Genomic DNA, 24,383 nt, shown 5'->3' with positions numbered 1-24,383 from the left:
CCGACTACTCGGCGCGCAGGAAGTCGGCGTAGGTTGGCTCGGACTGGACGCCCGACAGGAGCGAGGGGTCGTTGACGCGTCGGTCGACGTAGGCCTCGATGACCTCGGGTGGGGTGAGCACGTGGGCGCCCCAGGACGGCACGTCGGTCTTCTTCACGGTGCCTCCTCTCGGTCTCCGGCGCAGATGTCTCGATCGTCGAGAATCTTCGTGAGCCGGTGTGTCACGAACGATCCTCGCCGGCGCGCAGGAAGTCAACGCAGTGCGTCATGCGGACTCCGGGGAACGCGATCTCGCCGGTCGGGGGTCTGATCGGCTGCCGCTCGTCGGCGCGTGTCCGGTCCGCGGATCCACCGCACGGAGGGTGCGGTGCTTCACGGCCGAACGCCAGATCCAGGCGTCGGCCTGCTGTCCGAACTGCGCCCACTCGACCAGGACGGCGTCGCGCGTCCAGCTCCGTGCGAAGGCCTTCACCCGGACGTGGAAGGTCGGGAACTGCACCCATGCCCAGACCGGCATCGGGGTGACCGCGTGGCACACGTCGCCGCCCCGGGCCTCCTCCGACAGGGAGAAGGCGCTGGGGCGCTCCACCTCCGGGTGCTCCGGGGGCTGCCACCGGTTCTCGCGACGCCGTCCCACCCTCGTATTCGAACGTGCGTTCGAATGCCCCGTCAAGTCCGGCGCGTGCTCCGGCGTGTCCAGCACGGCTCGGAGGGCCCGACCTAGACGCGAAAGCGACAGATGTGCGCCGGAATTCGGCGCGCATCTGTCGCTTTCGCGTGCAGGACGGGTGCGGCCGCGGCCGCGGCTGCGGCGCGGCCGGCTCGCGCGGCCGGCTCGCGCGGCCGAGGTCAGGGGGCGGCGCGCGCGGTGGACTCGCGCACGCTCAGCGTCAGCTCGGGCCCGGGGCGCGACGGGAGGGGCACCTCGGACTCGATCTGCTCGCGGAGCAGCACCGCGGCTCGCTGCCCGAGCTCGACGGTGTCCCGGGTGAGCGAGGTGATCGCCGGACGCACGAGCCGGATCATCGCCGAGTCGTCGAACGACACGATCGACACGTCCTGCGGCACCCGGACGCCCATCTCGCTCGCGACGCCGAGCCCGGCGACGGCGAGCACGTCGTTGTCGAACACGATCGCCGTCGGCCGGGTCGCGCCGGAGAGCAGGCGCCGGGTGGCTGCGGCACCGGCCTCGGCGGAGTAGTCGGTCGGCACGGACTCCATGCGGTCGTCGACATCGGTCCCGGCGAACGCCCGCACCCGGTCGATCCGCAGTGCGGTGTGTTCGAACTCGGGCGGCCCGGAGACGTGCGCGATCCGCCGGTGCCCGAGGGCTCGCAGGTAGCGCAAGACCGTGTCGGTGGCGTCCGAGTCGTCGATCCAGACGCTCGGGGCTGCGCCGGCAGGGGAGGGGTGTGACCCGACGATGACCGACGGCATGCCCAGGTCGGCGAGCAGGCGCAGGCGTTCGTCGTCCCTCCGTGGGTCGATGACGATCACGCCGTCGACCCGGTGTCCGCGCCACCAGTCGCGGTAGGTCTCGAGCTCTTCGTCGGCGTCGCGGGCGACGAGCAGCGTCATGCCGATGTGGGTGCCGGTCAGGCCGAGCTGGATGCCGGAGATCAGGTCGCCGAAGAACGACTCGGTGCCCAGGGTGCGGGCGGGGCGGTTCAGCACGAAGCCGATCGACCCGGCCTTCGCGCCGCCCAGTGCCCGTGCTGCGGTGTGCGGTTGCCAGTCCAGGTCACGGGCCACCTGACGGACCCGTTCCCGTGTCGTCTCGGAGACGCCGGGGCGGCCGTTGAGCGCGAACGAGACGGCGCTGATCGACACGCCCGCCCGCGCTGCGATGTCGGCGATCGTCGTTCGGCGTCCTGTGGCCACGGGCTTGACTATAGCGCTTTAGTCAGGCATTGTCGCCGTCACGTAGGGGTTCGGCGCACAAGGCTGAACCGGTTCAGTAGCTCGACGAAGGAGTCAGCAACGATGAGAAGCACCCACCGCACCACGTCGGGCCGAGTGGCCGCGATCCTCGCAGGCGCCGCAGCCACCGCCCTCGTCCTCACCGGTTGCTCGAGCGGCGGCACCGCCAGCACCGGCGGCGGTGACGGCGAGGTCAGCGGGTCGATCACCCTGCAGACCTGGGCCCTCACGCCGACCTACACGGACTACCTCAACGGGGTGGTCAAGGCGTTCGAGAAGAAGTACCCGGATGCGAAGGTCAAGCTCGTCGACCAGCCCGGCGACGGCTACGCGGACAAGGTGCTCAGCCAGGCCTCGTCGAACTCGCTGCCGGACGTCGTCAACCTGCCGCCGGACATCGCCCTGCCCCTCGCCAAGCGCGGCTTCCTGCAGGACGTGTCGAAGGACGACAGCAAGCTCTCGAGCACCTACGTCGAGGGTGCCCTCGCGGCGTACGACTACAAGGGCGTCGACGGCACGTTCGGCTACCCCTGGTACCTCAACACCGACATCGACTACTGGAACAAGACGATGTTCGAGAAGTGCGGTCTCGACCCGGCCAGCCCGCCGAAGACGACCGACGAGCTGTTCACGCAGGCCGAGACGATGCACCAGAAGTGCCCGGACGACTACCTGATGAGCCGCAAGCCCGGTCTGTCCGACTTCTCGCTCGCCGGCGTCAAGATCCTCAACGCCGACGGCACGAAGTTCACCTTCGCGAACTCCTCGAAGGCCGCCGACCTCATCACGAAGTACGCCAAGGCATACAAGGACGGCCTGATGCCGTCGTCGGTCCTCAACACCGACTACCTCGGCAACTCCACCCTGTTCACCCAAGGCAAGGTCGCCTGGACCACCGGTGGCGCGACCGCGATCAGTGACTTCGAGAAGAACAACCCGTCGCTGAAGGGCAACATCATCGTCTCGCCGGCGCTGGACAACCCGCCGCTCTACGTGCAGGGCCTCAGCGTCTCGGCGAAGAGCAAGCACATCGCCACGGCCGAAGCGCTCGCCGCGTTCATGACCAACGCGGAGAACCAGGAGGCGTTCGCGCACCTGGTGAACATCTTGCCGTCGACCAAGTCGTCGCAGTCCGACCCGTTCTTCTCGAAGGACGACGGCACCGTGCAGGCCAAGGCCCGTGTGCTCGCGAACGAGGCGCTGAAGACCGCGAAGAACCTCAACCCGGTCGAGGCGAACTCCGCGATGACCGACTTCCTCGACCAGCAGATCGCGCTGGCGATGAAGGGCGGCACCACCCCGGAGAAGGCGCTGCAGACCGCGCAGGACAAGATGAACACCCTGCTCGCCAACGGCTGACCCAGCTCGTCACGTCAAGGAAGAGGGAGGATCGTCATGCGTGCGAACCGTTGGTTCACGCCCTGGCTGCTGGTGCTGCCCGCACTGGTCTGGCTGCTCGCGTTCAGTCTCTGGCCGTCGATCAACACCGTGCGGCTGTCGTTCACGAACGCCAGCCCGCTCGGCGGGGTCAGCGCCTGGGTGGGGACGGCGAACTTCCGGACCCTGCTCGCGGACCCGCAGGTGTGGGAGGCGCTGCTCAACAGCGTCATCTACATGGCGGTGTGTCTGCCGCTGCTGACGGTCCTCCCGCTCCTGATGGCGGTGCTCGTCCAGCACAAGATGCCCGGCATCGCGTTCTTCCGGACCGCGTACTACACGCCGGTGATCGCGAGCGCGGTCGTCGTCGGGCTGATCTGGAACTGGATCCTCGACGACCGCGGTGTCGTCAACGAGATGGCGCAGTCGCTCGGCATCGTGCAGGGCGCGATCCCGTTCCTGACGGACCGGTGGCTCCTGCTGTTCAGCGCCATCAGCCTGACCGTGTGGAAGGGCCTCGGCTACTACATGATCATCTTCCTGGCCGCGCTCGGGAACGTCGGCAAGGACCTGCACGAGGCCGCCGCACTCGACGGTGCCGGCTCGGTCCGACGCTTCTGGTCGGTGACCATGCCCGGCGTCCGCGGCACGATGACCCTCGTCGGGATCCTCGTGTGCGTGAGTGCACTCCGGGTGTTCAGCGAGCTCTACATCCTGACGAACGGGACGGGTGGCCCCGGCGGCCAGGACAACTCCCTCGTCATGCTCATCCAGCAGTACGCCCGTGGCTTCACCGGCAACCTCGGCTACGCGTCCGCCCTGAGCCTCCTGCTCTTCGCCGTGACGCTCATCCCGATGCTCGCCCTCGCCCGGATGAACAGCAAGGCGGACAAGTGACGAACACGACCGACACCAGCGAACCCGTCATCGGGGGCAACGCCGGCCTGGCCGCACCGACGCCCGACGTGGCCGGCGCGACGGGCGGCGGACGGGCCTCCCGAACGGACCGACGGGGCGGAACGGACGGACCGGGCGGAACCGGCAAGCGTCGCCGTCGTGCGGTCTGGGGCGTCATGTCCACCCGCGAGAAGGTGGTCCGCTACGTCCTGCTCATCGTGGTGCTGTTCATCACGATCGGCCCGTTCCTCTGGCAGCTCTCCACCTCGCTCAAGGGCACCGGTGAGGACATCTACACGGCGAACCCGTCGTTCATCCCGTCGCAGCCGACGATCGGCAACTACCTGCGCGTCGCCGACGCGATCCCGGTCTTCGGCTACATCGGCAACTCGCTCATCGTCGCCGCGATCGACGTGATCGGGAACATCGTCTTCGCGACCCTCGCCGGATTCGCCCTGGCACGGCTGCAGTGGCGCTTCCGAAAGGTCGTCCTCGGCCTGTTCCTCGCCACCCTGGTGCTGCCCGGCGAGGCGACGATCATCTCCCAGTTCGTCACCGTGAAGGACCTCGGCCTCGCCGACTCCCTGGTCGGCGTCGCCCTGCCCGGCATGATCGCCGCGCTCAACGTGCTGCTCATGTTCAACGCGTTCCGGCAGGTCCCCGAGGAGATCGACCAGGCCGCGGTGATGGACGGCGCGAACGCCCTGCAGCGGCTCCGGTACATCTCGTTCCCGGCCGTGCAGGGGACCATCGCGGTGATCGCGATCTTCTCGTTCATCGGCGCGTGGGACGACTTCCTCTGGCCGCTCATCGTCCTGCAGTCGCCGGACAAGCTCACCCTGACCGTCGGACTGCAGTACCTACAGGGCACGTTCGCGACCGACCAGCGCATGATCGCGGCGGGCACGATGATCGCCTTCATCCCGATCGCGGTGATCTTCGCGCTCCTGCAGCGCTTCTTCTTCAAGGGCGTGGAAGAGGGCGGGGTGAAGGGCTGATGCGCTTCGGCGTCAACCACACGCCGTCGAACGGGTGGTTCCACTCGTGGCTGGACTTCTCGCCCTCGGACACCGCGCGGGACCTCGAGGCCATCGCGTCGCTCGGCGCCGACCACGTCCGGATCTTCCCGCTCTGGCCCGTCGTGCAGCCGAACCGGACGCTGATCCGCCCCTCGGCACTCGAGGACGTCGCCACCGTCGTCGACATCGCCGGCTCGTTCGGACTCGACGTCAACGTCGACGCCCTGCAGGGTCACCTGTCCAGCTTCGACTTCGTGCCGTCCTGGCTGGAGAGCTGGCACCGCCGGAACATGTTCACCGACCCGGACGTCGTCGCCTCGACCGCCGCGTACGTCCGGGCGCTCGCCGCCGCGGTCGCCGACCGGCCGAACCTGCTCGGCATCACCATCGGCAACGAGGTCAACCAGTTCGCGCACGCCCCGCACCCCGCGCCGTTCGCGACGACCGCCGAGCAGGGACACGCGTGGGCGGCGGCGATGGTCGACGCGGCCCGGGCCGGGCTCGGTGACGGCCGGGAGGTCCGGAGCGCGTCCGTCCCGCCGGCCCGCCGACCGCTGGTCACCCTGGCCCAGTACGACGCCGCCTGGTACGACGACGCCCAGCCGTTCGGCCCCGAGCACGCCGCCGAGCACGGTGACGCGACCGTCACGCACTCGTGGGTGTTCAACGGCGCAGCCCGCCTGCACGGTGCCCTCGGTGCCGGGTCGGTCCGGCACGGGGAGTACCTGCTCCAACTTGCCGCCGCCTGGAACGGACGCGCAGACCGGCCGAACTGGTTGCAGGAGGTCGGCGCACCGACGAACGTGGTGGACGTGGCCGACGCCCCGACCTTCACCGAGCAGACGATCCGGCACGCCCTCGACGTGCAGGAGCTGTCCGGGATCACGTGGTGGTGTTCGCACGACGTCTCCCGCTCGCTCGCCGACTTCCCGGAGCTCGAGTACGACCTCGGGCTGCTGACGAACGACGGCCGCGTGAAGCCGACGGGGGAGCGGTTCCGCGAGATGGCGCTGACGTTCGGCGACGGCCGCTACGACGCACCCACCCCGCCGGCCACCGCGCTCGTCCTCGACGACGTCGCCCCGGACGGTGCACCGCTGCACGGGACCCGGGCCGACTCCGCTCCCGGCGGCCGGTTCGCCGCCGCCTGGCTCGCGCTCGCCGAGCAGGACGGGCGTGGGCCCCAGGTGGTGCTGCGCTCCCGACTCGCCGACACCGCGCTGCTCGCAGCCCGCGGCATCCGTACCTGCGTCGACGTGCCCGCGGGCACCACGGCGACCGCGCTCTCGGTCGCGCACCCGGCGACCATGCCCTGACCGACCGACCGACGACCGACCGACCGCACGACCGACCGCACGACGAACACCACCGACCCGACGACCACCGCCGTCCCCGGAAGGACCCATGCACGACGACATCCCGCTCACCATCGGCCGCGCACGCCGCGTGCTCGACGAGCGCATCCTGCCCGAGGTGCACGCCACCGCCGTCCCGCTCGACACCGCCTGGCACGAGCTGCCCGGCGAACCGATCGCCCCCGCCGAGGGACTCGCGCTCACCTTCGAGCCGTACGAGGTCGGCACCCCCTGGGGAGCAGCCTGGGGCACCACCTGGTTCCGCCTCTCCGGGACCGTCCCCGCCGAGTGGGCCGGGCAGCGCATCGAGGCGCTCATCGACCTCGGGTTCGACAAGAACATGCCGGGCTTCCAGTGCGAGGGCCTCGTGTACCTGTCCGACGGCACACCGGTGAAGTCGATCAACCCGCGCAACCAGTGGGTCCTCATCGCCGAGCAGGCCGTCGGTGGCGAGACCGTCGAGTTCTTCGTCGAGGCGGCGTCGAACCCGGTGCTGCTCGACTACCACCCCTTCCTGGTCACGCAGGAGGGCGACGTCCGGACCTCGTCCCCGAAGCGCCTGTACACGTCGCGCCGGATGGACCTGGCCGTGTTCGCGGCCGAGGTGCACGAGCTCGCACTCGACATCGACGTCCTGCTCGAACTGCAGGAGGAGCTGCCGCAGGGCCCCCGGCGGATGCGGATCCTGCAGGCGCTCGATGACGCCCTCGACGCGCTCGACCTGCAGCACATCGCCGAGACCGCCCCGGACGCCCGTGCCGCGCTCGCCGAGGTGCTCGCCGCCCCGGCCGAGGCCTCGGCACACCGGATCTCCGCCGTCGGACACGCCCACATCGACTCCGCCTGGCTCTGGCCCGTCCGCGAGACCATCCGCAAGGTCGCCCGCACCACGTCGAGCATGACGGAGCTGATCGGGCAGACCGACGACTTCCTCTACGGCATGTCCAGCGCCCAGCAGTACGCCTGGATCAAGGAGCACCGCCCCGAGGTCTACGCGAAGGTCAAGGACGCCGTCGCCGCCGGACGCTTCCTGCCCCTCGGCGGCATGTGGGTCGAGTCCGACACCGTGATGCCGACGGGGGAGTCGATCGTCCGGCAGTTCTCGCAGGGCCAGCGGTTCTTCGAACGGGAGTTCGGCATCCGACCGAAGGGCGTGTGGCTGCCGGACAGCTTCGGCTACTCGCCGGCGCTGCCGCAGCTGATGCGCCGCGCAGGGTTCGAGTGGTTCTTCACGCAGAAGATCTCCTGGAACCAGGTGAACAAGTTCCCGCACCACACGTTCCTCTGGGAGGGCATCGACGGCTCGCGGGTCTTCTCGCACTTCCCGTCGATGGACACGTACAACTCCCGGCTCTCCGGGTCCGAGGTCGCGAAGGCCTCCCGCCAGTTCCGCGAGAACCGCCTGGCCTCCGGCTCGATCGCCCCGGTCGGCTGGGGTGACGGCGGCGGCGGCACCACCCGCGAGATGACCGGCACGGCCGCACGCCTGGCCGACCTCGAGGGCAGCGCCCGCGTCACGTGGGAGCACCCCGACGCGTTCTTCGACCGGGCGAAGTCCGAGCTGGAGAACCCGCCCGTGTGGGTCGGCGAGCTCTACCTCGAGCTGCACCGCGCGACGCTGACCAGCCAACACCAGACCAAGCAGGGCAACCGCCGCAGCGAGCACCTGCTCGTCGAGGCCGAGCTGTGGTGCGCCACGGCCGCCGCCCGCACCGACTTCGCGTACCCGTACGACGAGCTCGACGCACTCTGGCAGCAGGTGCTGCTGCAGCAGTTCCACGACATCCTGCCGGGTACCTCGATCGCGTGGGTGCACCGCGAGGCCGTCGAGCGGTACGCGGAGATCGCCGACCGCCTGGAGGCCCTCATCGCCTCCGCCCTGTCGGCCCTCGCCGGTCCCGGGGACCGGACGGTCGTCGTCAACCCGGCCCCGAGCCTCCAGAGCGGTGCCCTGGCGCAGAGCGCGGTCCTGACCACCGACGTGGCGGCGACGACCGACGTCACCCTCACCGAGGTCGACGGCGGGTTCGTGCTCACCAACGACCTGGTCCGGGTGGTCGTCGACGGCCGCGGCCTGGTCACCAGTGCGGTCGACCTGACCACCGGACGCGACGCGATCGCCCCCGGCCAGGTCGCGAACCTGCTGCAGCTGCACCAGGACTTCCCGAACATGTGGGACGCGTGGGACGTGGACCGGTACTACCGGAACCGCGTCGAGGACCTGGTCGACGTGACCGGCCTCCGCGCCTCGGTCGACGCCGACGGGACCGCCCGGGTGACGGTGTCGCGGGCGTTCAGCGAGTCCACCGTGACGCAGGAGATCACGCTCGCACCGGGCGCACGCACCCTGGAGTTCGCCCAGGTCACCGACTGGCACGAGACCGAGAAGTTCCTCAAGGTGGCGTTCCCGCTCGACGTCCGCGCCGAGCACACCATCGCCGAGACGCAGTTCGGCGCGCAGAAGCGGGTGACGCACACGAACACCTCGTGGGAGGCCGCGAAGTTCGAGACGTCCATGCACCGCTACGTGCTCGTCGAGGAGCCCGGCTTCGGTGTGGCCCTGGTCAACGACTCGATCCACGGGTTCGACGTCACACGCGACTCGGTCGACGGTCACGTCACCACGACGCTGCGGCTCTCGCTGCTGCGGGCGCCGCGGTTCCCGGACCCGGAGACCGACCAGGGCGTGCAGACGCACCGGTACGGGATCGTCATCGGAACGGACATCGTCGGCGCGACCGTGGCCGGCACGGCGATGAACACCGCCGTCCGGACGGTCACCGGTGCGCACGGCTTCGACTCGCTCGTGCAGGCCTCCGGCGACGTGGTGGTCTCGGCCGTCAAGCTCGCCGACGACCGCTCCGGCGACCTGGTCGTCCGGGTCTACGAGCCGGCTGGACGCCGGGGGACGGGCGGCCTGGCGGTCGACGGACCCTTCGACGAGCCGGTCGAGGTCACGCTGCTCGAGGAGACGGATCCGGCACTGCCGGGCGTCGCCGCGATCACCGACGGGGTGGCGGCCTTCCCGGTCGACGCGTTCGAGGTCCGCACGTTCCGCTTCCCGCGACGGGGTGCAGCGCACTGACCGTGGCCGGATGAGACCCCCGCCGCCGGGACTTCGGGTGTCCCGGCGGCGGGTCCCACGGCCGATCGGTCGTGGACCCGCGGCGGCAGTCGTCGCCGCGGACACCACTCGAAGAGGAGTGACATGCAGAAGTCCATGAAGATCGGGATCGTGGCGGCGCTGGTCGCCATGGTGGCGGCACCGATGGTGCCCGCCGCCGCTTCGGCGACACCGGGCGGGCCGGCAGCCGCGTCGCACGGCCAGGGGCACGGCAACGGCCACGGCCACGGCCACGGGCGGCCGGGACACCACGCCCCGACGAAGTCCGGGCCGACGAGCATCGCGTACGTCGAGGTGAACAACGACGAGCTCCGGAACGTCGGCCGCTACACGCTCGAGAACGGTGCGAACGCCTTCGACGTCGCGATCATCTTCGCCGCGAACATCAACCGCGACGCGGACGGCGACGCGGTCCTGTACGCCAACGAGAACGTGCAGCGCACGCTGGACCAGGCTGCGACGCAGATCCGGCCCCTGCAGGCCAAGGGCATCAAGGTGACGCTCTCCGTGCTCGGCAACCACCAGGGCACCGGGCTCGCGAACTTCACCTCGAAGGCCGACGCCCGCGACTTCGCGGCGCAGGTCTCCGCGACGGTCAAGCAGTACGGCCTGGACGGCGTGGACCTGGACGACGAGTACTCGGACTACGGCGTGGACGGCACACCGCAGCCGAACGACCAGTCGATCGGCTGGCTCGTCTCGGCGCTCCGCGCGGACATGCCCGGCAAGATCATCTCCTTCTACGACATCGGCCCGTCGTCGACGTCGCTGCAGCAGGAGAAGCCGTCGATCGGCAAGAAGCTCGACTACGCGTGGAACCCCTACTACGGCACCTACACGGCGCCGCAGATCCCGGGTGTGCCGAAGTCGAAGCTCTCGGCCGCCGCGGTCGACATCCAGAACACCCCGGTGGCCACGGCCGTCTCGTTCGCCGAGCGGACCAAGGCCGACGGGTACGGCGTGTACATGACGTACAACCTGCCGGACGGTGACGTCAGCCCCTACGTGTCGCAGTTCACGAGGGTGCTGTACGGCCAGTCGGCCGTCTACCGGTGAGGGACGACTGATCGATGAGTGACGTGCGCCGTGGTGGCCCGACCGCAGTCGGACCGACAGCTGGCCCGACGACCGCGGTCGCGGCCCGGAACGGGGTCGGGTTCGTCTCGCAGGAGGCGACCCTGATCGAACAGACCGGCCCGGAGGCGACCGTGGTGGTCGTCCCCGGGCCGGCAGGTCAGGAGGTCGGACCCACCGACGTCCTGACCTGGGTCTGGTTCCCGGAACGGTCACTGCCGGACGGGCAGACCGAACCGGCCGAGGCGGACCTCGACGGGTTCTGGGCCGCCACGGCGTTCGCACTCGACATCGTCTTCACCGACGGCACCCGGCTCAGTGCCGGGTCCAGCACCGACTCCGCCCGCGACCAGTACGGGGACACCGTCACCCCGGAGGCGCAGGACGACGCCCGCAAGCAGTGGGTCGACCAGTGGAACCGGCGGACGGTCGACCTGTCGGCACACGCCGGCCGCGTGGTGGACCGCCTGGAGGCCCGGCTCGGCCGGACGGACCGGCCTGCGTCCGCCCCTGGTCCCGACCCCACCGACGGCGCGGTCCGCACCGTCCGTGGCTGGCTCGACGACGTCCGTATCGAGCCGGCAGGGCCCGCCACCGGTGCCCTGCCCGCGGACGCCCGCCCACTCGACCACGTCCGCACCACCCGCGGCACACACTCGTCCGGCACGTTCTCCCGCGGCAACAACGCACCGCTCGTGGGGCTGCCGCACGGCGGGGTGTTCGGCCTGCCGATGACGAACGCCGCCGACAGCCGGTGGCCGTACGCCTACCAGGAGCACAACCGGCCGAGCGACAACCGGCCCGCGGTCCAGGCGTTCGCCACCAGCCACCTGCCCTCACCGTGGATGGCCGACCGCGGGGTGTTCCAGGTCATGCCGTCACCGCTCGCCGACCCCGATGTCGACCGGACCGCCCGTGCGCTCGGGTTCGACCACGTCGACGAGCTCGACGGCCCGCACCGCTACCGGGTCACGCTCGACGAGGGGGTCACCGCCGAGATGACCGCCGGAGAGTTCGCCCTGGCGTGGCGGTTCACCGGTGTCCGGAGCATCGTCATCGACCACCACGGTGTGCTCCGTTCGTGCGAGGTCCGGATCGAGGACGGCACGGCGATCGTCGACGCCCTGCTCGACGACCGCGCCGAGACGCCACCGCACCACGTGCACCTGCGGATCGGGAACGCCGTCGCCGAGCACACGACGGTCGTCGACGGGCTGCTGCGCGGCTCGGTCGAGGTCGCCGGCGACAGCGACGTCCTGCTCGGCACCTCGACGGTCTCCGCGGCGGACGCGGTGGCGAACCTCGACGCCGCGGGCGACTTCGACGCGATGCGCCGGCACGCCGAGGACCGGTGGGTCACCGAGCTCGACACCCTGCAGGTCGAGGGCGCGACCGAGGACCAACTCGTCTCGATCTACTCCGGCCTGTACCGGGCGTTCCTCTACCCGACCCGCGCCGGCGAGACCGCCCTCGTCCACCAGGACGACCCGGCCGGCAGCCCGCGTCACCGGTCCCCGTACGGTTCGGTGCTCACCGAACCGATCCGCGACGAACCCGGACCCGAGGTCGTCGACGGACCGCTCACCACCACGAACGGGTTCTGGGACACCTACCGGACCGCCTGGCCGCTGCTGGCACTCCTCACCCCGGACACCGCGGCCGACCTGGCCGAGGGCGTCGTCGGCCACTTCGCCGATGGTGGTTGGACCCCGCGCTGGAGTGCTCCCGGCGCCGAGGACGTGATGACCGGCACCACGAGCGACACCGTGTTCGCGGATCTCGTCGCGAAGGGCGTCGACGGGTTCGACCTCGAGCAGGCGTACCGGTCCGCACTGCGGAACGCGACCGTCCCGGCGCGGGACCGGCGGGTCGGGCGGAAGGGGAGCCTCCCGGGCCTGTTCCGCGGGTACGTCGACACGGCGACCGGCGAGGGCATGTCGTGGACGCTGGACGCGGCCATCAACGACTGGGGCGTCGCCGTGCTGGCGGACGCCCTGGCCGATCGCGCGGTCGCGGCCGGTGACGACGTCGGCGCTGCCCGGTACCGCGCCGAGCACGAGTGGTTCGCGCGCCGTTCCCTGCAGTACCGGAACGTGTTCGACCGCGAACGCGGGTTCTTCATCGGGCGGACGCCCGACGGCGCCTGGCGCGACGACTTCGACCCCGACGTGTGGGGCAGCGACTACACCGAGACCAACGCGTGGGGCACGATGTTCACCGCGCCGCACGACAGCGCCGGCGTCGTCGAGCTGCACGGCGGTCCGGCCGGGTTCGACGACGCGTTCGCGCGGTTCTGGGCGCGACGGGAGACCGGTGGGACCGATCGTTCCGGCTCGTACGGGTTCGCGATCCACGAGATGACCGAGGCCCGCGACATCCGGATGGGCATGCTCGGACTGTCGAACCAGCCCGCGCACCACATCCCGTTCTTCCCGATGGCCACCGGCCGGCACGACGACGCGCACCGCGTCGTCCGCGAGTGCCTGGAGCGGCTGTTCGTCGGCTCCGACATCGGTCAGGGGTACCCCGGTGACGAGGACAACGGCGAGATGAGCGCTTGGTACGTCTTCGCGACCATCGGGCTCTACCCGCTGGCGCCGTCGACCGGGACCTACGTGATCGTGCCGCCGTCGGTCCGCCGGACCGTGCTGAACCGGGCGGGAGGGTCGCCCACCGTCATCGAGACCACCGGCAGCGGGGCGTTCATCGCCGCCGTGACCGTCGACGGCGAGCCGTGGGAGTCGGTGAGCATCCCGCACGCGGTCGTGGTCGGGGCCTCGCGCATCGAGGTCGCGCTCGCCGACACACCCCGGGGGTGGGCGGCGGACAGCCGGCCGGCATCGGCGTCCGTGCTGCACGGGTACCGGGACACCCCCGACGACGTGCTGCCGGTCGGCGCGTCGCCGCTCACCGACGACACGGGGGTGGCCGTCGTGGCGCTCGAGGCAGGTGAGTCCGCCACGGTGCCCGTGACGGTCGAGGCCGTGTCGCTCGTCACGGTGACGGTCGCGGCCGCCGGTACCGCGTCGTGGCGGATCGTGCTGCGGGACGTCGACGGTGCAGCGGTGCACGTGCTCGAGGGGCGGGACGAGGTGTTCGACTGGGCCGGGCAGACCCGGGTGTTCCCGTTCGACGGCGGGGTCCACGGCGGGACCCTGACGTTCCACGCCCTGACGCCGATCACGCTGTCGCAGCTGCAGCTCATCGCCGCGGACGGCACTTCCTGACCGGCTGTTGACGTTCCTGGCTATGGGTGTTAGCTTTTGGCTAACACTCGTAGCCAGGAGGCAAGCATGCTCGAACACATCGAACGTGACGGCGGCACCATCGCCGTCGACGTCAGCGGTACCGGACCCCTCGTCGTCCTCGCCCACGGCATGGGCGACACCCGGCACTCGTACCGGTTCCTCGTCCCCGAACTGGTCGCCGCCGGGTACCGGGTCGCGAACGTCGACATCCGCGGCTGCGGCGACTCGAGCACCGGATGGACCGGGTACTCCCGCGCGGACATCGCCGGGGACCTCGTCGCCGTCGTCCGGCACCTCGGTGGCCCGGCCGTCGTCGTCGGTCAGTCGATCAGTGGCGGTGCCGCGACGATCGCCGCCGCCGACGCCCCGGAGCTCATCACCGGTGTCGTGGAACTCGCCCCCTTCACCCGGGCGCAGTCCTTCGACCTCGGCGGGTTCCTCCGCAACCGGAACCACCACCGATCCGGCACCGTCCAACTCCTGCGGGTCATGACGGCCGGCAGCCTGCCGGGCTGGCTCGCCTACCTGGACCTGGCGGTCGCCACCAAGCCCGCCGACTGGGCCACCGAACGCGGGCACATCGAGGACACCCTGCGGCAGCCCGAGCGGATGGCCGTGCTCACGGCGATGACGAAGACCAACCCGGCCGACGCCGGCGCTCGACTGGCTGACGTCCGCTGCCCGGTGCTCGTCGTCCAGGGCGGTGCCGACCCGGACTGGGCCGACCCCGCAGCCGAGGGTCGCCGCATCCTCGGCGACCTGCCGACCGGCCTCGGCGAACTCGCCGTCATCGAGGGCGCCGGGCACTACCCGCACCGCGAGACCCCGGCCGAGGTCATGGACCTCCTGCTCCCGTTCCTTCGGCGCACGCTCACGGCGACCACCACGGGTGGTGACCGTGCCTAGGGCCGGACTCGACCCCGCGGTCGTCACCGAGGCCGCCGCGGTCCTCGCCGACGAGAACGGCCTCGCGCAGCTGAGCATGAGCACCGTCGCGGACCGGCTCGGCGTGAAGCCGCCGTCGCTCTACAAACACGTGGCGGGCCTCCCGGACCTGACCCGGCGGATCGCAGCGCTCGCTGCCGCCGAGCTGACCGAGGCACTGACGGAGGCGACCCGGGGGAGCACCGGACGGGAGGCCCTGGCCGCCGCCGCGCGCACCGTCCGTCGGTACGTGCAGGAACACCCGGGCCGCTACGCCGCCACCACCGGCAGCCGACCGGCGGACGCCGACGATCCGCTCGCCACGGCCCTCGACCGGTCGCTGTCGTCGTTCGTCACGGTCCTGCGGGACTACGGGCTCGACCCGGCCGACGAGGTGCACGCGCTCCGGATGCTCCGCAGCATGCTGCACGGCTTCGCCACCCTCGAGGTGTCCGGCGGGTTCCAGCTCGGCGCCGACGTGGACGAGAGCTTCACCTGGATGATCGACTTCCTCGACCAGGGGCTGCGGGCCCGGGCTGCGGGTGGGGACGGGCGTTCGGTCGTGCCCGACGGGCGCTCGGTGGCTCGGTAGCCTGCTCGAGGGGGGACCATGGGCGACACGATCACCACCTGGGGTGGGAGCAAGTCGCCCGGTCTCGGGGTGGTGTCGAGTTCGGGAGCGTGGTCGCGCGGGATCAGCGGGGACGGAAGCGGCTTGTCCGCGCCACCCCTGGACACCCGGGGACCGACCGGCCGTGGACACCCGGGGACCGACCGAACCGAGGCGTGCTTCGCGGCACGCTGCCCGGAGGAGTGGGCGGAGTTCGTCGCGCCGTGTCCCTCACGCGGAGGCCCCCCGGGTCAGCGCAGCGTCGCGATCCCGGCCAGGATCACGTCGACTCCCGCGCGGAACTGCGCGCGGTCGTCATGGTCGGCGAACGTCGTCGCGAACCGGTCCAGGAAGGGGAACGCGTCGGCGCCCCCCTGGGTGGTCCTCCTGGTGGCGACCGCGCCGAGGAACGCGGACCGGTCCGTGCCGGGGCCGGCGAGGCGCGCTGCTGCTGCGTACTGCCCCGCGACACCGAGGACGTGGTGCACCAGCGTCGAGGTGGCATCGAACTGCGCCGAGGCGGGCACGCCCAGCGCGTCCAGCAGTGTGCCGACACGGTCGAAGACCCGGAGGACCGCGGGCTGCCACGGCTCTGCTGCCAGTTGCGTGCCGACCCACGGGTGCGCGTCGAACACGTCGAACACGTCGAGCATGAGGATCCGCACGGCCTGCGCTGGTTCCGCGGGGGGCGTTCGGTCGTGCAGGGCTGCGGCGACCACGTCGTCGGTGACGGCTGTCAGCAGCTGGCTCTTGTTCGCGACGTGGTGGTAGATCGCTCCTGCGCCGGTGTGGAGCCGGGTCGCGAGCGCCCGGAAGGTCAGTCCCGTCTCGCCGGCTGCGTCGAGGATCTCGACCGACACCCGGACGATCACGTCCTTCGTCAACGGTTCCCTGCGCCGCTCGGCTCGCTGCTCGTCCTGCACGACCCCATCTTGACATGACTGGAACCACGTTCCATACGCTGCGATGGAACACCGTTCCAACGTGACGTCACCGATGTCGCCGTCTTCCCTCCCAAGAAGGATCCGCATGCTCACCTCGAACCAGCCCGGCACCGTCCTGCAGTTCCAGGCGAAGCCCGGCATGGGCGACCGCCTGTTCGAACTCACCAACGCGCTGCACTTCACCGGGGACCCGGACGGTCCCACCGACTGGGTGCTCTGCCGTGCGGACGACGACCCGGACACCCTGTGGGCGTTCGAGTTCTACGCGGACGACGCGTCGTTCGAACGCCACTTCGCCGACCCCGTGATCGACGCGAACCACGAGGAGGTCATCGACCTGCTCGCCGCTCCGCCGATGCGGGTGACCGTCCGGCCTGCCTTCTCGGGGTTCGCGAGCTGAAGTCGGCCGTCGCGATCGCCGCGGTCGCGCTCCTGCCTCCGGTTCAGCACACGCCGACCTTGGCGCTCCGGCCGGAGCAGGCGGCCCGCTACCGTCATCGGTATGAGTGTCTCGTCCTCCGGCCGCAGATCCGTCGAGGGCGACTGGCCGCTGGTGCGGGAGCTGCAGAGCGGGCGTCCTCTCGACGGACGCGCACGATGACCAGCATCCGCCTGATCGAACCCGGCGACGGCCGCGCACTCTCCGACCTGCTCGTCCGCAACCGGGCGTTCCTCGCGCCGTGGAGCCCCATCCGCGCCGACGGGTACGAGACCGTCGCCGGTCAGCGGACGGACATCGACCTCGTGCTGGAGCAACACCGTCGCGGCGGGACCGTCCCGTTCGTGGTCCTCGACGATGACGGCCAGGTGGCAGGTCGTCTGACCCTCAGCGGCATCGTGCGCGGCTCGTTCCGGTCCTGCGCGATGGGGTACTGGTTGTCGGAGGACCGGACCGGCCGAGGCCTCGCGACCCGCGCAGTCGCCGCGGCGCTCGGGCATGCGTTCGACGAGCTCGGCCTGCATCGGGTCCAGGCCGAGACCCTCGTCCAGAACACCGCCTCGCAGCGGGTGCTTGCCCGCAACGGTTTCGTCCAGTACGGCCTCGCCCCGCGGTACCTCGAGATCGCGGGCCGGTGGCAGGACCACCGCATGTTCCAGCGGCTGCGTGACGATCCTCCGGTCCCGGTCCCGGTCCCGGTCCCGGTCGACCGTTGACTTTCCATGGCGGCAAATGATTGACTTGCCGATATGGAAAACGACCCGAGGAACAGCGCACCCGACGGCTCGGACCCGACCGACGCCCGACAGGCGCTCGCCGCGGTCGACGCGACCAGGGCCTCCGTCGCCGACCGTCTGGTGACCCCGTGGTGGTACCACCCGGCCCTGGGCCTGCTCGCCGGCGCCTACCTGGTCGGCTACGCGTTGGGCGACACCATCGTCCGAGTGGCCGTGCTCGTCGTCTTCTTCGCCGGGATCTTCACGCTCGTCTCGGCCTACCGCCGACTCACCGGTGTGTGGGTCTCCGGCCACCGAGCCGGAGCCGCAACCCGGTGGGCAGTGGCGATGGGCGTGTTCGATGTGATCGCGGTCGTCGCCGCGATCTTCGTGCACGAGGCCACGGGCCTCCTCTGGCCGGTGTGGGTGCTGGCGGCGATGGTCGTCGTGGCGATGGTCCTGCTCGGACGTCGGTTCGACCGCCGGCTGCGCTCGGAGCTGCGGCACGGCCGCGTGCAGGCCTCGTGACCGCGCCGTCGACGGGTCGGGGGAGCGGCGTGAGCGGGACGTTCGACGAGGTGGTGCACGCGCCGAACCGTCTGCAGATCTGCGCGTTCCTCGATCCGCTCGACCAGGCCGAGTTCTCAGTGGTGCGCGACGTGCTCGGCGCGAGCGACTCGGCGACGAGCAAGCACGTCAAAGTGCTGCAGGACGCGGGGTACCTGACGGTGCGCAAGCCGACCGGCAAGGGTCGGGTCAAGACGTGGCTCGCACTCACCCCGGAGGGTCGCAGCGCCTACCAGGGACACGTCGCCGCCCTGCGCGCTCTGTTGGGCTGACGCCGGAGCGCTGAGGGACCGCGGACGTGAGTCGATGCGGTCGTGGAGATCGGGACGGACGCTCAGGCGTGAGCGGCCAGGTGTGCGCCCCACACCGCGTAGGTGTCGCGGTACCGGTGTTCCTCCGCCTCCGGACGCCACACCGATCGCGTCAACTCCTCCGGGAAGCCGACGACGCTGACACGCGGATGGTCCTCCGCCACGGCGCGAGACCGGAGGTTGAGCGCCTTCCCGTGCACGCCGGCGGCGGCCCGCGCGGGACGGGAGAGGCTGCCGGCGTTGTCGAGGGGCGGGATCTCACCGACGAGGACCCGGGCGGTGGGCGGGAGCACCTCGAGGAGTGCGGTGACGGTGTCCCGGAGGTGCTCCTCCCACGTCCTCGGAGGCATGACCCGCAGCGCGTCCGTGATCCCCACCATGACGACGGCGAGCTCGCACTCCTGCAGGTGTTCGCGGTGCGCGTGGACGATCGGTGGCAGCTGTCGGACGCTGGACGACGGTGCGCTGACGATCGACCACGAGGTCCCTCGACCACATCGGCCTGTGCGCTTCCGGGCGAAGAACGCCGGGAGGGACAGCTCGTGGGTACGGACGCCGAGCGACAGTTCACCGCGCTCGCCGACGAACCAGACCCGGTCGACCGCCGACCCCGGGACGGTGCCGGCCGGGTCGTCGTCGGGGAACACGTCCCAGGCGGCGTCGGAACGGCGGAAGACGAACTCGCTCATCCGCCCCACACGCACCGGCATCATGAGTGCGGAACGGACCATCTCGCGGGCTCGTGACATCGGTGCACCCTCGTCGCACCAGCGCAGCGGCGTGTCCGCCGCGGAGTCGACGTCCTTCCGGGTCACCGCCAAGCTAGTCCTCCACCATGGGGACCATCGGGGTACAAACGGTCGGTGGCGAGCCGGGGACGGCCCGGACCTCAGAAGGGGACGCCGCAGACGAGCACCGCGTTGGCGAACGGCGTCGCCTCGCCGGTGCGCACGAACAGCCGCGCTCCGCCGGACATCGCCTTGAGCTGCTCGTGCGACACCGACCGGCGCTCCGGGAACCGTTCGGCCAACCACGTCTCGGCCTCGGTCCCGGCGACCTCCGTCGCCACGACGCAGTCCTGGAAGACCGCGTCCCCGAGCAGTGCGTCGAGGACGTCGACGAAGCGCGGGACTCCGTGCACGAGGGCGAGGTCCACGACCGGGACTCCCGGTGGGATCGGGAGTCCGCAGTCCGCGACCACGACGAGGTCGCCGTGGCCGAGCCGACTCAGCCCCGCGTTCAACTCCGCGTTGAGGATGCCGGTCTTCTTCACGCGTCGACTCCCTGCGCTCCGTCGGTCCGGTCCTCGGGCGCGGACTCGACCTCGACCTCGGACTCGGACTCGGACTCGGACTCGACCTCGGGCAGCACGTCGTCGAGCGTCGGGTAGGACGGCTGGGTCCCGACCCCCTGCACGGCGAACGCCCCGACCCGGACGGCCTGGCGAGCCGACTCGAGCAGGGAGCGTCCCGCGGCGAGCCCGGCGGCGAGCGCCCCGACGAACGCGTCGCCCGCACCGGAGGTGTCGACCGCGACCACGCGCGGTGACGGCACGGCGATCACCGCTGCCGGGTCCTCGTCGTCGGAGACCAGGGCACCGCGTGCTCCGAGCGTGACGACCACGGACCGGATGCCGAGCGAGCGGAGCATCGCGACGAGCGCTCCCTCGTCCGCCGGCACCTCGGCACCGGGGACGAGCTGCGCGAGGACGAGCGCTGCCTCGTGCTCGTTGACGACGAGCGGGTCGGCGGCGAGCACGACCTCCCGTCCGACCGGCACGACGGGCGCCAGGTTGAGCAGCACCCGCCCGGTCGCCGCCGTGACGGCGGCGCCGACGCCGTCCGCGGGGACCTCGCCCTGCAGGACGACCACCGCGGCCGACGCGACGGTGTCCGCGGCCGCGAGCACAGCCTCCGTCCCGGTCGCCGCGTTGGCCCCGGGGACCACGACGATCGTGTTCTCGCCGCTGCGGTCGACCGTGATGGTCGCGAGCCCGGTGGGGGCGTCGACCGCGCGGACGTGGGTGACGTCGACGCCGCTGTCGGCCAGGAGGCTCGTGGCCACCGTCGCCGCACCGTCGCGTCCGACGCTCCCCACCATCACGGTCGGCGCGCCCCGACGGGCGGCCGCGACGGCCTGGTTCGCACCCTTGCCACCCGGGAGCAGGGCGAAGGAGGTCGCGATGAGCGTCTCACCCGGTGCGGGGTGGCGATCGACGGTCACGACCTGGTCGACGTTGAGCGAACCCACGACGACCACGGTTCCGGTGGGACGGCTCACTTGGTGAAGTCTCCGACGTTGCTCTTGGTCACCGAGACGACGGGCACCTGGACGGTCTTCTCGGCCTTGCCGGAGACGGCCTTCACGGCCTGGTCGACCGCCAGTGCGCCGAGCTTGGCGGGCTGCTGGGCGACCGAGCTGCTCAGTGTGCCGTCCTGGATGGCCTTGAGGCCGTCGGCCTCGCCGTCGAAGCCGGCGACCTTGACGCTCGTGCCGGCCTTCGCGCCCAGGGCCTTGATCGCGCCGAGTGCCATCTCGTCGTTCTCGGCGAAGACGCCGACGACGTCGGGGTGGGCCTGCAGCAGGTTGGTGGTGACGTCGAGCGCGGTGGCGCGGTCGAAGTTCGCGGTCTGCTTGCCGACGACCTTGATCCCCGGGTAGGCCTTGATGCCCTCGGCGAAGCCCTGGCCACGGTCACGGCTGGCGGAGGTGCCCGCCTGACCCTGCAGGACGAGGATCTCGCCCTTCTCGCCGATCGCCTTCGCCAGGTCGTCGGCGGCCTGCTTGCCACCGGCGACGTTGTCGCTCGCGATGAACGAGTCGACCGAGGCGTCGTTGACGGTGCGGTCGACGGCGATGACCGGGATCTCGGCCTTGTTCAGCGCGGTGACGCTCGGGCCGGCAGCGTCGGAGTCGACCGGGTTGACGATGACGGCCTTGGTGCTGCCGCTCGAGGCGGTCTGCAGCTGGTTCGCCTGCTGGGCCGAGTCGTTCTGGGCGTCGACGACGTCGAGGGTGACGCCCTGCTTCTTCGCCTCGGCCTTCGCGCCGTCGCGGACCTCGACGAAGAACGGGTTGTTGAGCGTGGAGAGGGCGAGCGTGATCTTCATGTCGCCGCCGCCCGACGCGCCGGTGCTGCTCGTGCGGTTGCACCCGGCGGTGCCGAGGACGACCAGGCCGGCGACGACGCCGACGGTGGCGACCTTCTGGAAGGAGGAGAACTTCATCGTTGGTTCCTTTGTGGAGAGGGTGGGGGAGGAGGAAGAGGAGAGGAGCGCGTCAGCTGCTGCGCGTCAGCTGCTGCGCGTCTTGCGGCGGAGCACGTCGAAGCCGACGGCGACCGCGATGACCAGGCCGATGACGACCTGCTGCCAGAACGAGCTGACGTTGAGCAGGTTCAGGCCGTTACGGATGACGACGAGGACGAGCGCGCCGATGAAGGTGCCGGAGATCCGGCCGACACCGCCCGCGAGCGAGGCGCCGCCGATGACGACCGACGCGATGGCGTCGAGCTCGTAGCCGCTGGCGGCCTGCGGCTGCGCCGAGTCGAGTCGACCCGCCAGCAGCAGACCGGCGAGCGCGGCGAACAGCCCGGACAGCCCGAACACGACGACGACGATCCGCTTGACCGGGAGGCCCGACAACCGTGCCGCTTCCGCGTTGCCCCCGACGGCGTACATGCTCCGACCGATCACGGTGCGGTTGAGGATGAAGGACGCGATCAGCGCGGCCACCACGAGGACGATGATCGGCACCGGCACGGGGCCGATGTCCCCGCCGAGGAACGACACCTGGGGCGAGGTCGGCACCGGCTTGCCGTCGGAGAGCACGAGGGTCAGACCGCGGGCGACGCTGAGCATCGCCAGGGTCGCGATGAACGACGGCAGTTTGCCGTAGGCGCTGGCCAGACCGTTCACGACGCCGGTGGCCAGCCCGGCGACGAGTCCGCCGACCAGGGCCAGCCAGCCGGGCAGCCCCGCGGTGGCGAAGAACCACGCGGAGACCATCGCCGACAGTGCGGCGACCGAGCCGACGGACAGGTCGATGCCGCCCGCGACGATCACGAAGGTCACGCCGAACGCGAGCACGGCCACGGTCGACACCTGGATGCCGATGTTGAGGATGTTGCGGCCGGTGAGGAAGTCAGGCGTCGCGATGAAGAGCGCGATGCAGAGCACGACGAGGCCGACGAGGGCGCCGTTGTTCGCCAGGAACTTCGTGAACGAGAAGGACCGGTTCGGGGCCTTCGCAGTGGTCGATGACATGCGGCATGTGCTTTCTGGTGGGTACTGCGCTGTACGCGGGGATGTGCGCGCGGGTGGCCGCGCGGGAGGGGGCGCCGTCGTCAGGCGGCGTCGGCGTCCGGGACGTCACGGGCGGCGAGGGTCATCACGGCGTCCTCGGTGGCGTCGGCACCGTCGAGTTCGCCGGCGATCCGACCGTCTCGCATGACGAGGATCCGGTCGCTCATGCCGAGCACCTCGGGCAGCTCGCTCGACACCATCACGACGGCACCCCCACCAGCGGTGATGGCGTTGACGAGCTCGTAGATCTCGACCTTCGCGCCGACGTCCACGCCACGGGTGGGCTCGTCGAGCAGCAGCACGCTCGAGCCCGCGAGGATCCACCGACCGAACACGGCCTTCTGCTGGTTGCCGCCGGAGAGCGACCCGATCGGCTGGTCGATGTCGTGCATCCGGATGCGGAGCCGGGCAGCGACCTGCTCGGCACGCTGCTTCTGCCCGGCGAAGTCGACGAGTCCGCCCCGGGCGCTCGACGCGAGCGTGGCGTACCCGAGGTTGTCGTTGACGGAGGCGCCGAGCACCAGGCCCTGGCCCTTCCGGTCCTCGGGCACGTGTCCGATGCCGGCGCGGATCGCCCCGGCGACGCTGCCCTTGCCGAGTTGGCGGCCGCGGACGGTCACCGTGCCGCTGTCGTACCCGTCGGCGCCCGCGATGGCCCGGACCAGTTCGGTCCGTCCGGCACCGACGAGTCCGGAGATGCCGACGATCTCACCGGCGTGCACGTCGAAGGACACGTCCTGGAACCGGCCGGCAGCCGTGAGGTGCTCGACCCGCAGGACGGCGTCCGCGCGGTCCACGACGGCGCTGCCGGTCGGGTACTGCTCCTCGATGCTCCGGCCGACCATGAGTCGGACGAGTTCGTCCTCCGGGGTCGATGCGGGGACCTCGGCGACGAAGTGGCCGTCGCGGAGCACGGCGACGGTGTCGCCGATCTCGGCGATCTCGTCGAGGTGGTGACTGATGAACAGCATGCCGACGCCCCGGGCACGGAGGTCCGCGACCACGCGGAACAGGGCCTCGGTCTCGTGGCGGGTGAGGGCGGCGGTGGGCTCGTCGAGGATCAGGATCCGCGCCTCCACACTGAGCGCCTTCGCGATCTCGACCAGCTGCTGCCGTGCGATGCCGAGCTCGCCGACGGGGGTGTCGACGTCCACGTCCAGCCCGATCACCGCGAGGGCGGCCTCGGCCTGACGGCGGAGCGTCTTCCGGTCGACCAGCCCGAAGCGGGTCGGGATCCGGCCCATCATCACGTTCTCCGCGACACTGAGCGAGCCGACCAGGTTGAGTTCCTGGTGGATCGTCGCGATGCCGAGCCGCTCCGCGGCGGAGACGGTCGGGAGGCTCACCTCGGCCCCGTCGACCAGGATCCGTCCGCCGTCGGGCTGGTGGATCCCGGACATCATCTTGATGAGCGTCGACTTGCCCGCACCGTTCTCGCCCAGGAGGACCTGGACCTTCCCGGCGTGCACGTCGACGGTGACGTCGGTGATCACCTGGACGGGGCCGAACGACTTGCTCACCCGGTCGAGGGTGAGGAGGGGGGTCTGCGCCATG

General features: G+C 71.0%; 23 protein-coding genes. 13 read left to right on the top strand and 10 right to left on the bottom strand.

Going from position 1 to position 24,383, the window contains the following annotated elements:
• Window positions 1-4: 4 nt before the first annotated feature.
• From DEJ24_RS16935 to DEJ24_RS12195, 3 genes are all read right to left on the bottom strand, one after another.
• A complete protein-coding gene (locus DEJ24_RS16935; protein ID WP_181436597.1) occupies window positions 5-157 on the bottom strand; it encodes a hypothetical protein in 153 nt (50 codons plus the stop codon).
• 108 nt (window positions 158-265) lie between these two features.
• Window positions 266-637: a hypothetical protein gene (locus tag DEJ24_RS12200; RefSeq protein WP_111078840.1), complete on the bottom strand. Its 372-nt coding sequence runs from the start codon at window positions 635-637 to the stop codon at window positions 266-268.
• Window positions 638-849: 212 nt separating this feature from the next.
• A complete protein-coding gene (locus tag DEJ24_RS12195; RefSeq protein ID WP_111078839.1) occupies window positions 850-1,881 on the bottom strand; it encodes a LacI family DNA-binding transcriptional regulator in 1,032 nt (343 codons plus the stop codon).
• A 102-nt stretch (window positions 1,882-1,983) separates the two neighbouring features.
• On the opposite strand from DEJ24_RS12195, the gene DEJ24_RS12190 reads away from it, so the two are divergent.
• From DEJ24_RS12190 to DEJ24_RS12150, 9 genes are all read left to right on the top strand, one after another.
• On the top strand, window positions 1,984-3,279 hold the full coding sequence (locus tag DEJ24_RS12190) for a sugar ABC transporter substrate-binding protein (RefSeq protein ID WP_111078838.1): 1,296 nt from the start codon (window positions 1,984-1,986) through the stop codon (window positions 3,277-3,279).
• Between the two features lie 36 nt (window positions 3,280-3,315).
• Entirely contained in the window at window positions 3,316-4,194 is an 879-nt protein-coding gene (locus DEJ24_RS12185) for a carbohydrate ABC transporter permease (protein ID WP_110904020.1), read from the top strand.
• Entirely contained in the window at window positions 4,191-5,192 is a 1,002-nt protein-coding gene (locus DEJ24_RS12180) for a carbohydrate ABC transporter permease (RefSeq protein WP_220036715.1), read from the top strand. The genes DEJ24_RS12185 and DEJ24_RS12180 overlap by 4 nt, the downstream gene beginning before the upstream one ends.
• Entirely contained in the window at window positions 5,192-6,529 is a 1,338-nt protein-coding gene (locus tag DEJ24_RS12175; RefSeq protein WP_111078837.1) for a cellulase family glycosylhydrolase, read from the top strand. Before DEJ24_RS12180 ends, DEJ24_RS12175 begins: the two co-directional genes overlap by 1 nt.
• An 88-nt stretch (window positions 6,530-6,617) precedes the next feature.
• Window positions 6,618-9,653, top strand: a complete 3,036-nt coding sequence (locus DEJ24_RS12170; RefSeq protein ID WP_111078836.1) for a glycoside hydrolase family 38 C-terminal domain-containing protein — start codon at window positions 6,618-6,620, stop codon at window positions 9,651-9,653.
• A 123-nt stretch (window positions 9,654-9,776) separates the two neighbouring features.
• Window positions 9,777-10,748 (top strand): endo-beta-N-acetylglucosaminidase H, encoded by a 972-nt coding sequence (locus DEJ24_RS12165; protein WP_111078835.1) that lies wholly within the window; start codon window positions 9,777-9,779, stop codon window positions 10,746-10,748.
• Window positions 10,749-10,762: 14 nt separating this feature from the next.
• Window positions 10,763-13,993, top strand: a complete 3,231-nt coding sequence (locus tag DEJ24_RS12160; protein ID WP_111078834.1) for a GH92 family glycosyl hydrolase — start codon at window positions 10,763-10,765, stop codon at window positions 13,991-13,993.
• Between the two features lie 66 nt (window positions 13,994-14,059).
• Window positions 14,060-14,920 (top strand): alpha/beta fold hydrolase, encoded by an 861-nt coding sequence (locus DEJ24_RS12155; RefSeq protein ID WP_111078833.1) that lies wholly within the window; start codon window positions 14,060-14,062, stop codon window positions 14,918-14,920.
• The gene (locus DEJ24_RS12150) at window positions 14,913-15,530 is read left to right on the top strand and encodes a TetR/AcrR family transcriptional regulator (protein ID WP_111078857.1); all 618 of its coding nucleotides are present in this window, start codon (window positions 14,913-14,915) and stop codon (window positions 15,528-15,530) included. The genes DEJ24_RS12155 and DEJ24_RS12150 overlap by 8 nt, the downstream gene beginning before the upstream one ends.
• Window positions 15,531-15,799: 269 nt before the next feature.
• Here the strand turns inward: DEJ24_RS12150 and DEJ24_RS12145 are convergent, their stop codons facing one another.
• On the bottom strand, window positions 15,800-16,471 hold the full coding sequence (locus tag DEJ24_RS12145; protein WP_220036714.1) for a TetR/AcrR family transcriptional regulator: 672 nt from the start codon (window positions 16,469-16,471) through the stop codon (window positions 15,800-15,802).
• Between the two features lie 106 nt (window positions 16,472-16,577).
• On the opposite strand from DEJ24_RS12145, the gene DEJ24_RS12140 reads away from it, so the two are divergent.
• The 4 genes from DEJ24_RS12140 to DEJ24_RS12125 all read left to right on the top strand — a co-directional run bounded on the left by DEJ24_RS12140 (window position 16,578) and on the right by DEJ24_RS12125 (window position 18,486).
• Complete coding sequence (locus tag DEJ24_RS12140; RefSeq protein WP_111078831.1) at window positions 16,578-16,892, top strand: putative quinol monooxygenase; 315 nt, start codon at window positions 16,578-16,580, stop codon at window positions 16,890-16,892.
• A 197-nt stretch (window positions 16,893-17,089) separates the two neighbouring features.
• A complete protein-coding gene (locus DEJ24_RS12135; protein ID WP_111078830.1) occupies window positions 17,090-17,647 on the top strand; it encodes a GNAT family N-acetyltransferase in 558 nt (185 codons plus the stop codon).
• 33 nt (window positions 17,648-17,680) lie between these two features.
• Complete coding sequence (locus tag DEJ24_RS12130; RefSeq protein ID WP_111078829.1) at window positions 17,681-18,175, top strand: hypothetical protein; 495 nt, start codon at window positions 17,681-17,683, stop codon at window positions 18,173-18,175.
• 29 nt (window positions 18,176-18,204) lie between these two features.
• Window positions 18,205-18,486: a transcriptional regulator gene (locus DEJ24_RS12125; RefSeq protein WP_111078828.1), complete on the top strand. Its 282-nt coding sequence runs from the start codon at window positions 18,205-18,207 to the stop codon at window positions 18,484-18,486.
• A 62-nt stretch (window positions 18,487-18,548) separates the two neighbouring features.
• Here DEJ24_RS12125 and DEJ24_RS12120 read toward each other — a convergent pair whose 3' ends face one another.
• From DEJ24_RS12120 to DEJ24_RS12095, 6 genes are all read right to left on the bottom strand, one after another.
• Window positions 18,549-19,340, bottom strand: coding sequence for a hypothetical protein (locus tag DEJ24_RS12120; protein WP_258374805.1), 792 nt, complete (start codon window positions 19,338-19,340; stop codon window positions 18,549-18,551).
• Between the two features lie 74 nt (window positions 19,341-19,414).
• Window positions 19,415-19,798, bottom strand: coding sequence for a D-ribose pyranase (rbsD, locus tag DEJ24_RS12115; protein ID WP_110904007.1), 384 nt, complete (start codon window positions 19,796-19,798; stop codon window positions 19,415-19,417).
• Window positions 19,795-20,805, bottom strand: coding sequence for a ribokinase (locus DEJ24_RS12110; protein WP_111078827.1), 1,011 nt, complete (start codon window positions 20,803-20,805; stop codon window positions 19,795-19,797). Before DEJ24_RS12110 ends, rbsD begins: the two co-directional genes overlap by 4 nt.
• Complete coding sequence (locus DEJ24_RS12105; RefSeq protein ID WP_110904005.1) at window positions 20,802-21,752, bottom strand: substrate-binding domain-containing protein; 951 nt, start codon at window positions 21,750-21,752, stop codon at window positions 20,802-20,804. The genes DEJ24_RS12110 and DEJ24_RS12105 overlap by 4 nt, the downstream gene beginning before the upstream one ends.
• A 66-nt stretch (window positions 21,753-21,818) precedes the next feature.
• Window positions 21,819-22,790, bottom strand: a complete 972-nt coding sequence (locus DEJ24_RS12100) for an ABC transporter permease (protein ID WP_111045316.1) — start codon at window positions 22,788-22,790, stop codon at window positions 21,819-21,821.
• An 80-nt stretch (window positions 22,791-22,870) separates the two neighbouring features.
• A complete protein-coding gene (locus DEJ24_RS12095) occupies window positions 22,871-24,382 on the bottom strand; it encodes a sugar ABC transporter ATP-binding protein (RefSeq protein WP_111078826.1) in 1,512 nt (503 codons plus the stop codon).
• Window position 24,383: the final 1 nt, after the last annotated feature.

Source organism: Curtobacterium sp. MCPF17_001 (assembly GCF_003234615.1).
Lineage (GTDB): Bacteria > Actinomycetota > Actinomycetes > Actinomycetales > Microbacteriaceae > Curtobacterium.
Note: the sequence above shows the minus strand (reverse complement) of the source record. Positions and strands in the feature narration are given on the sequence as shown.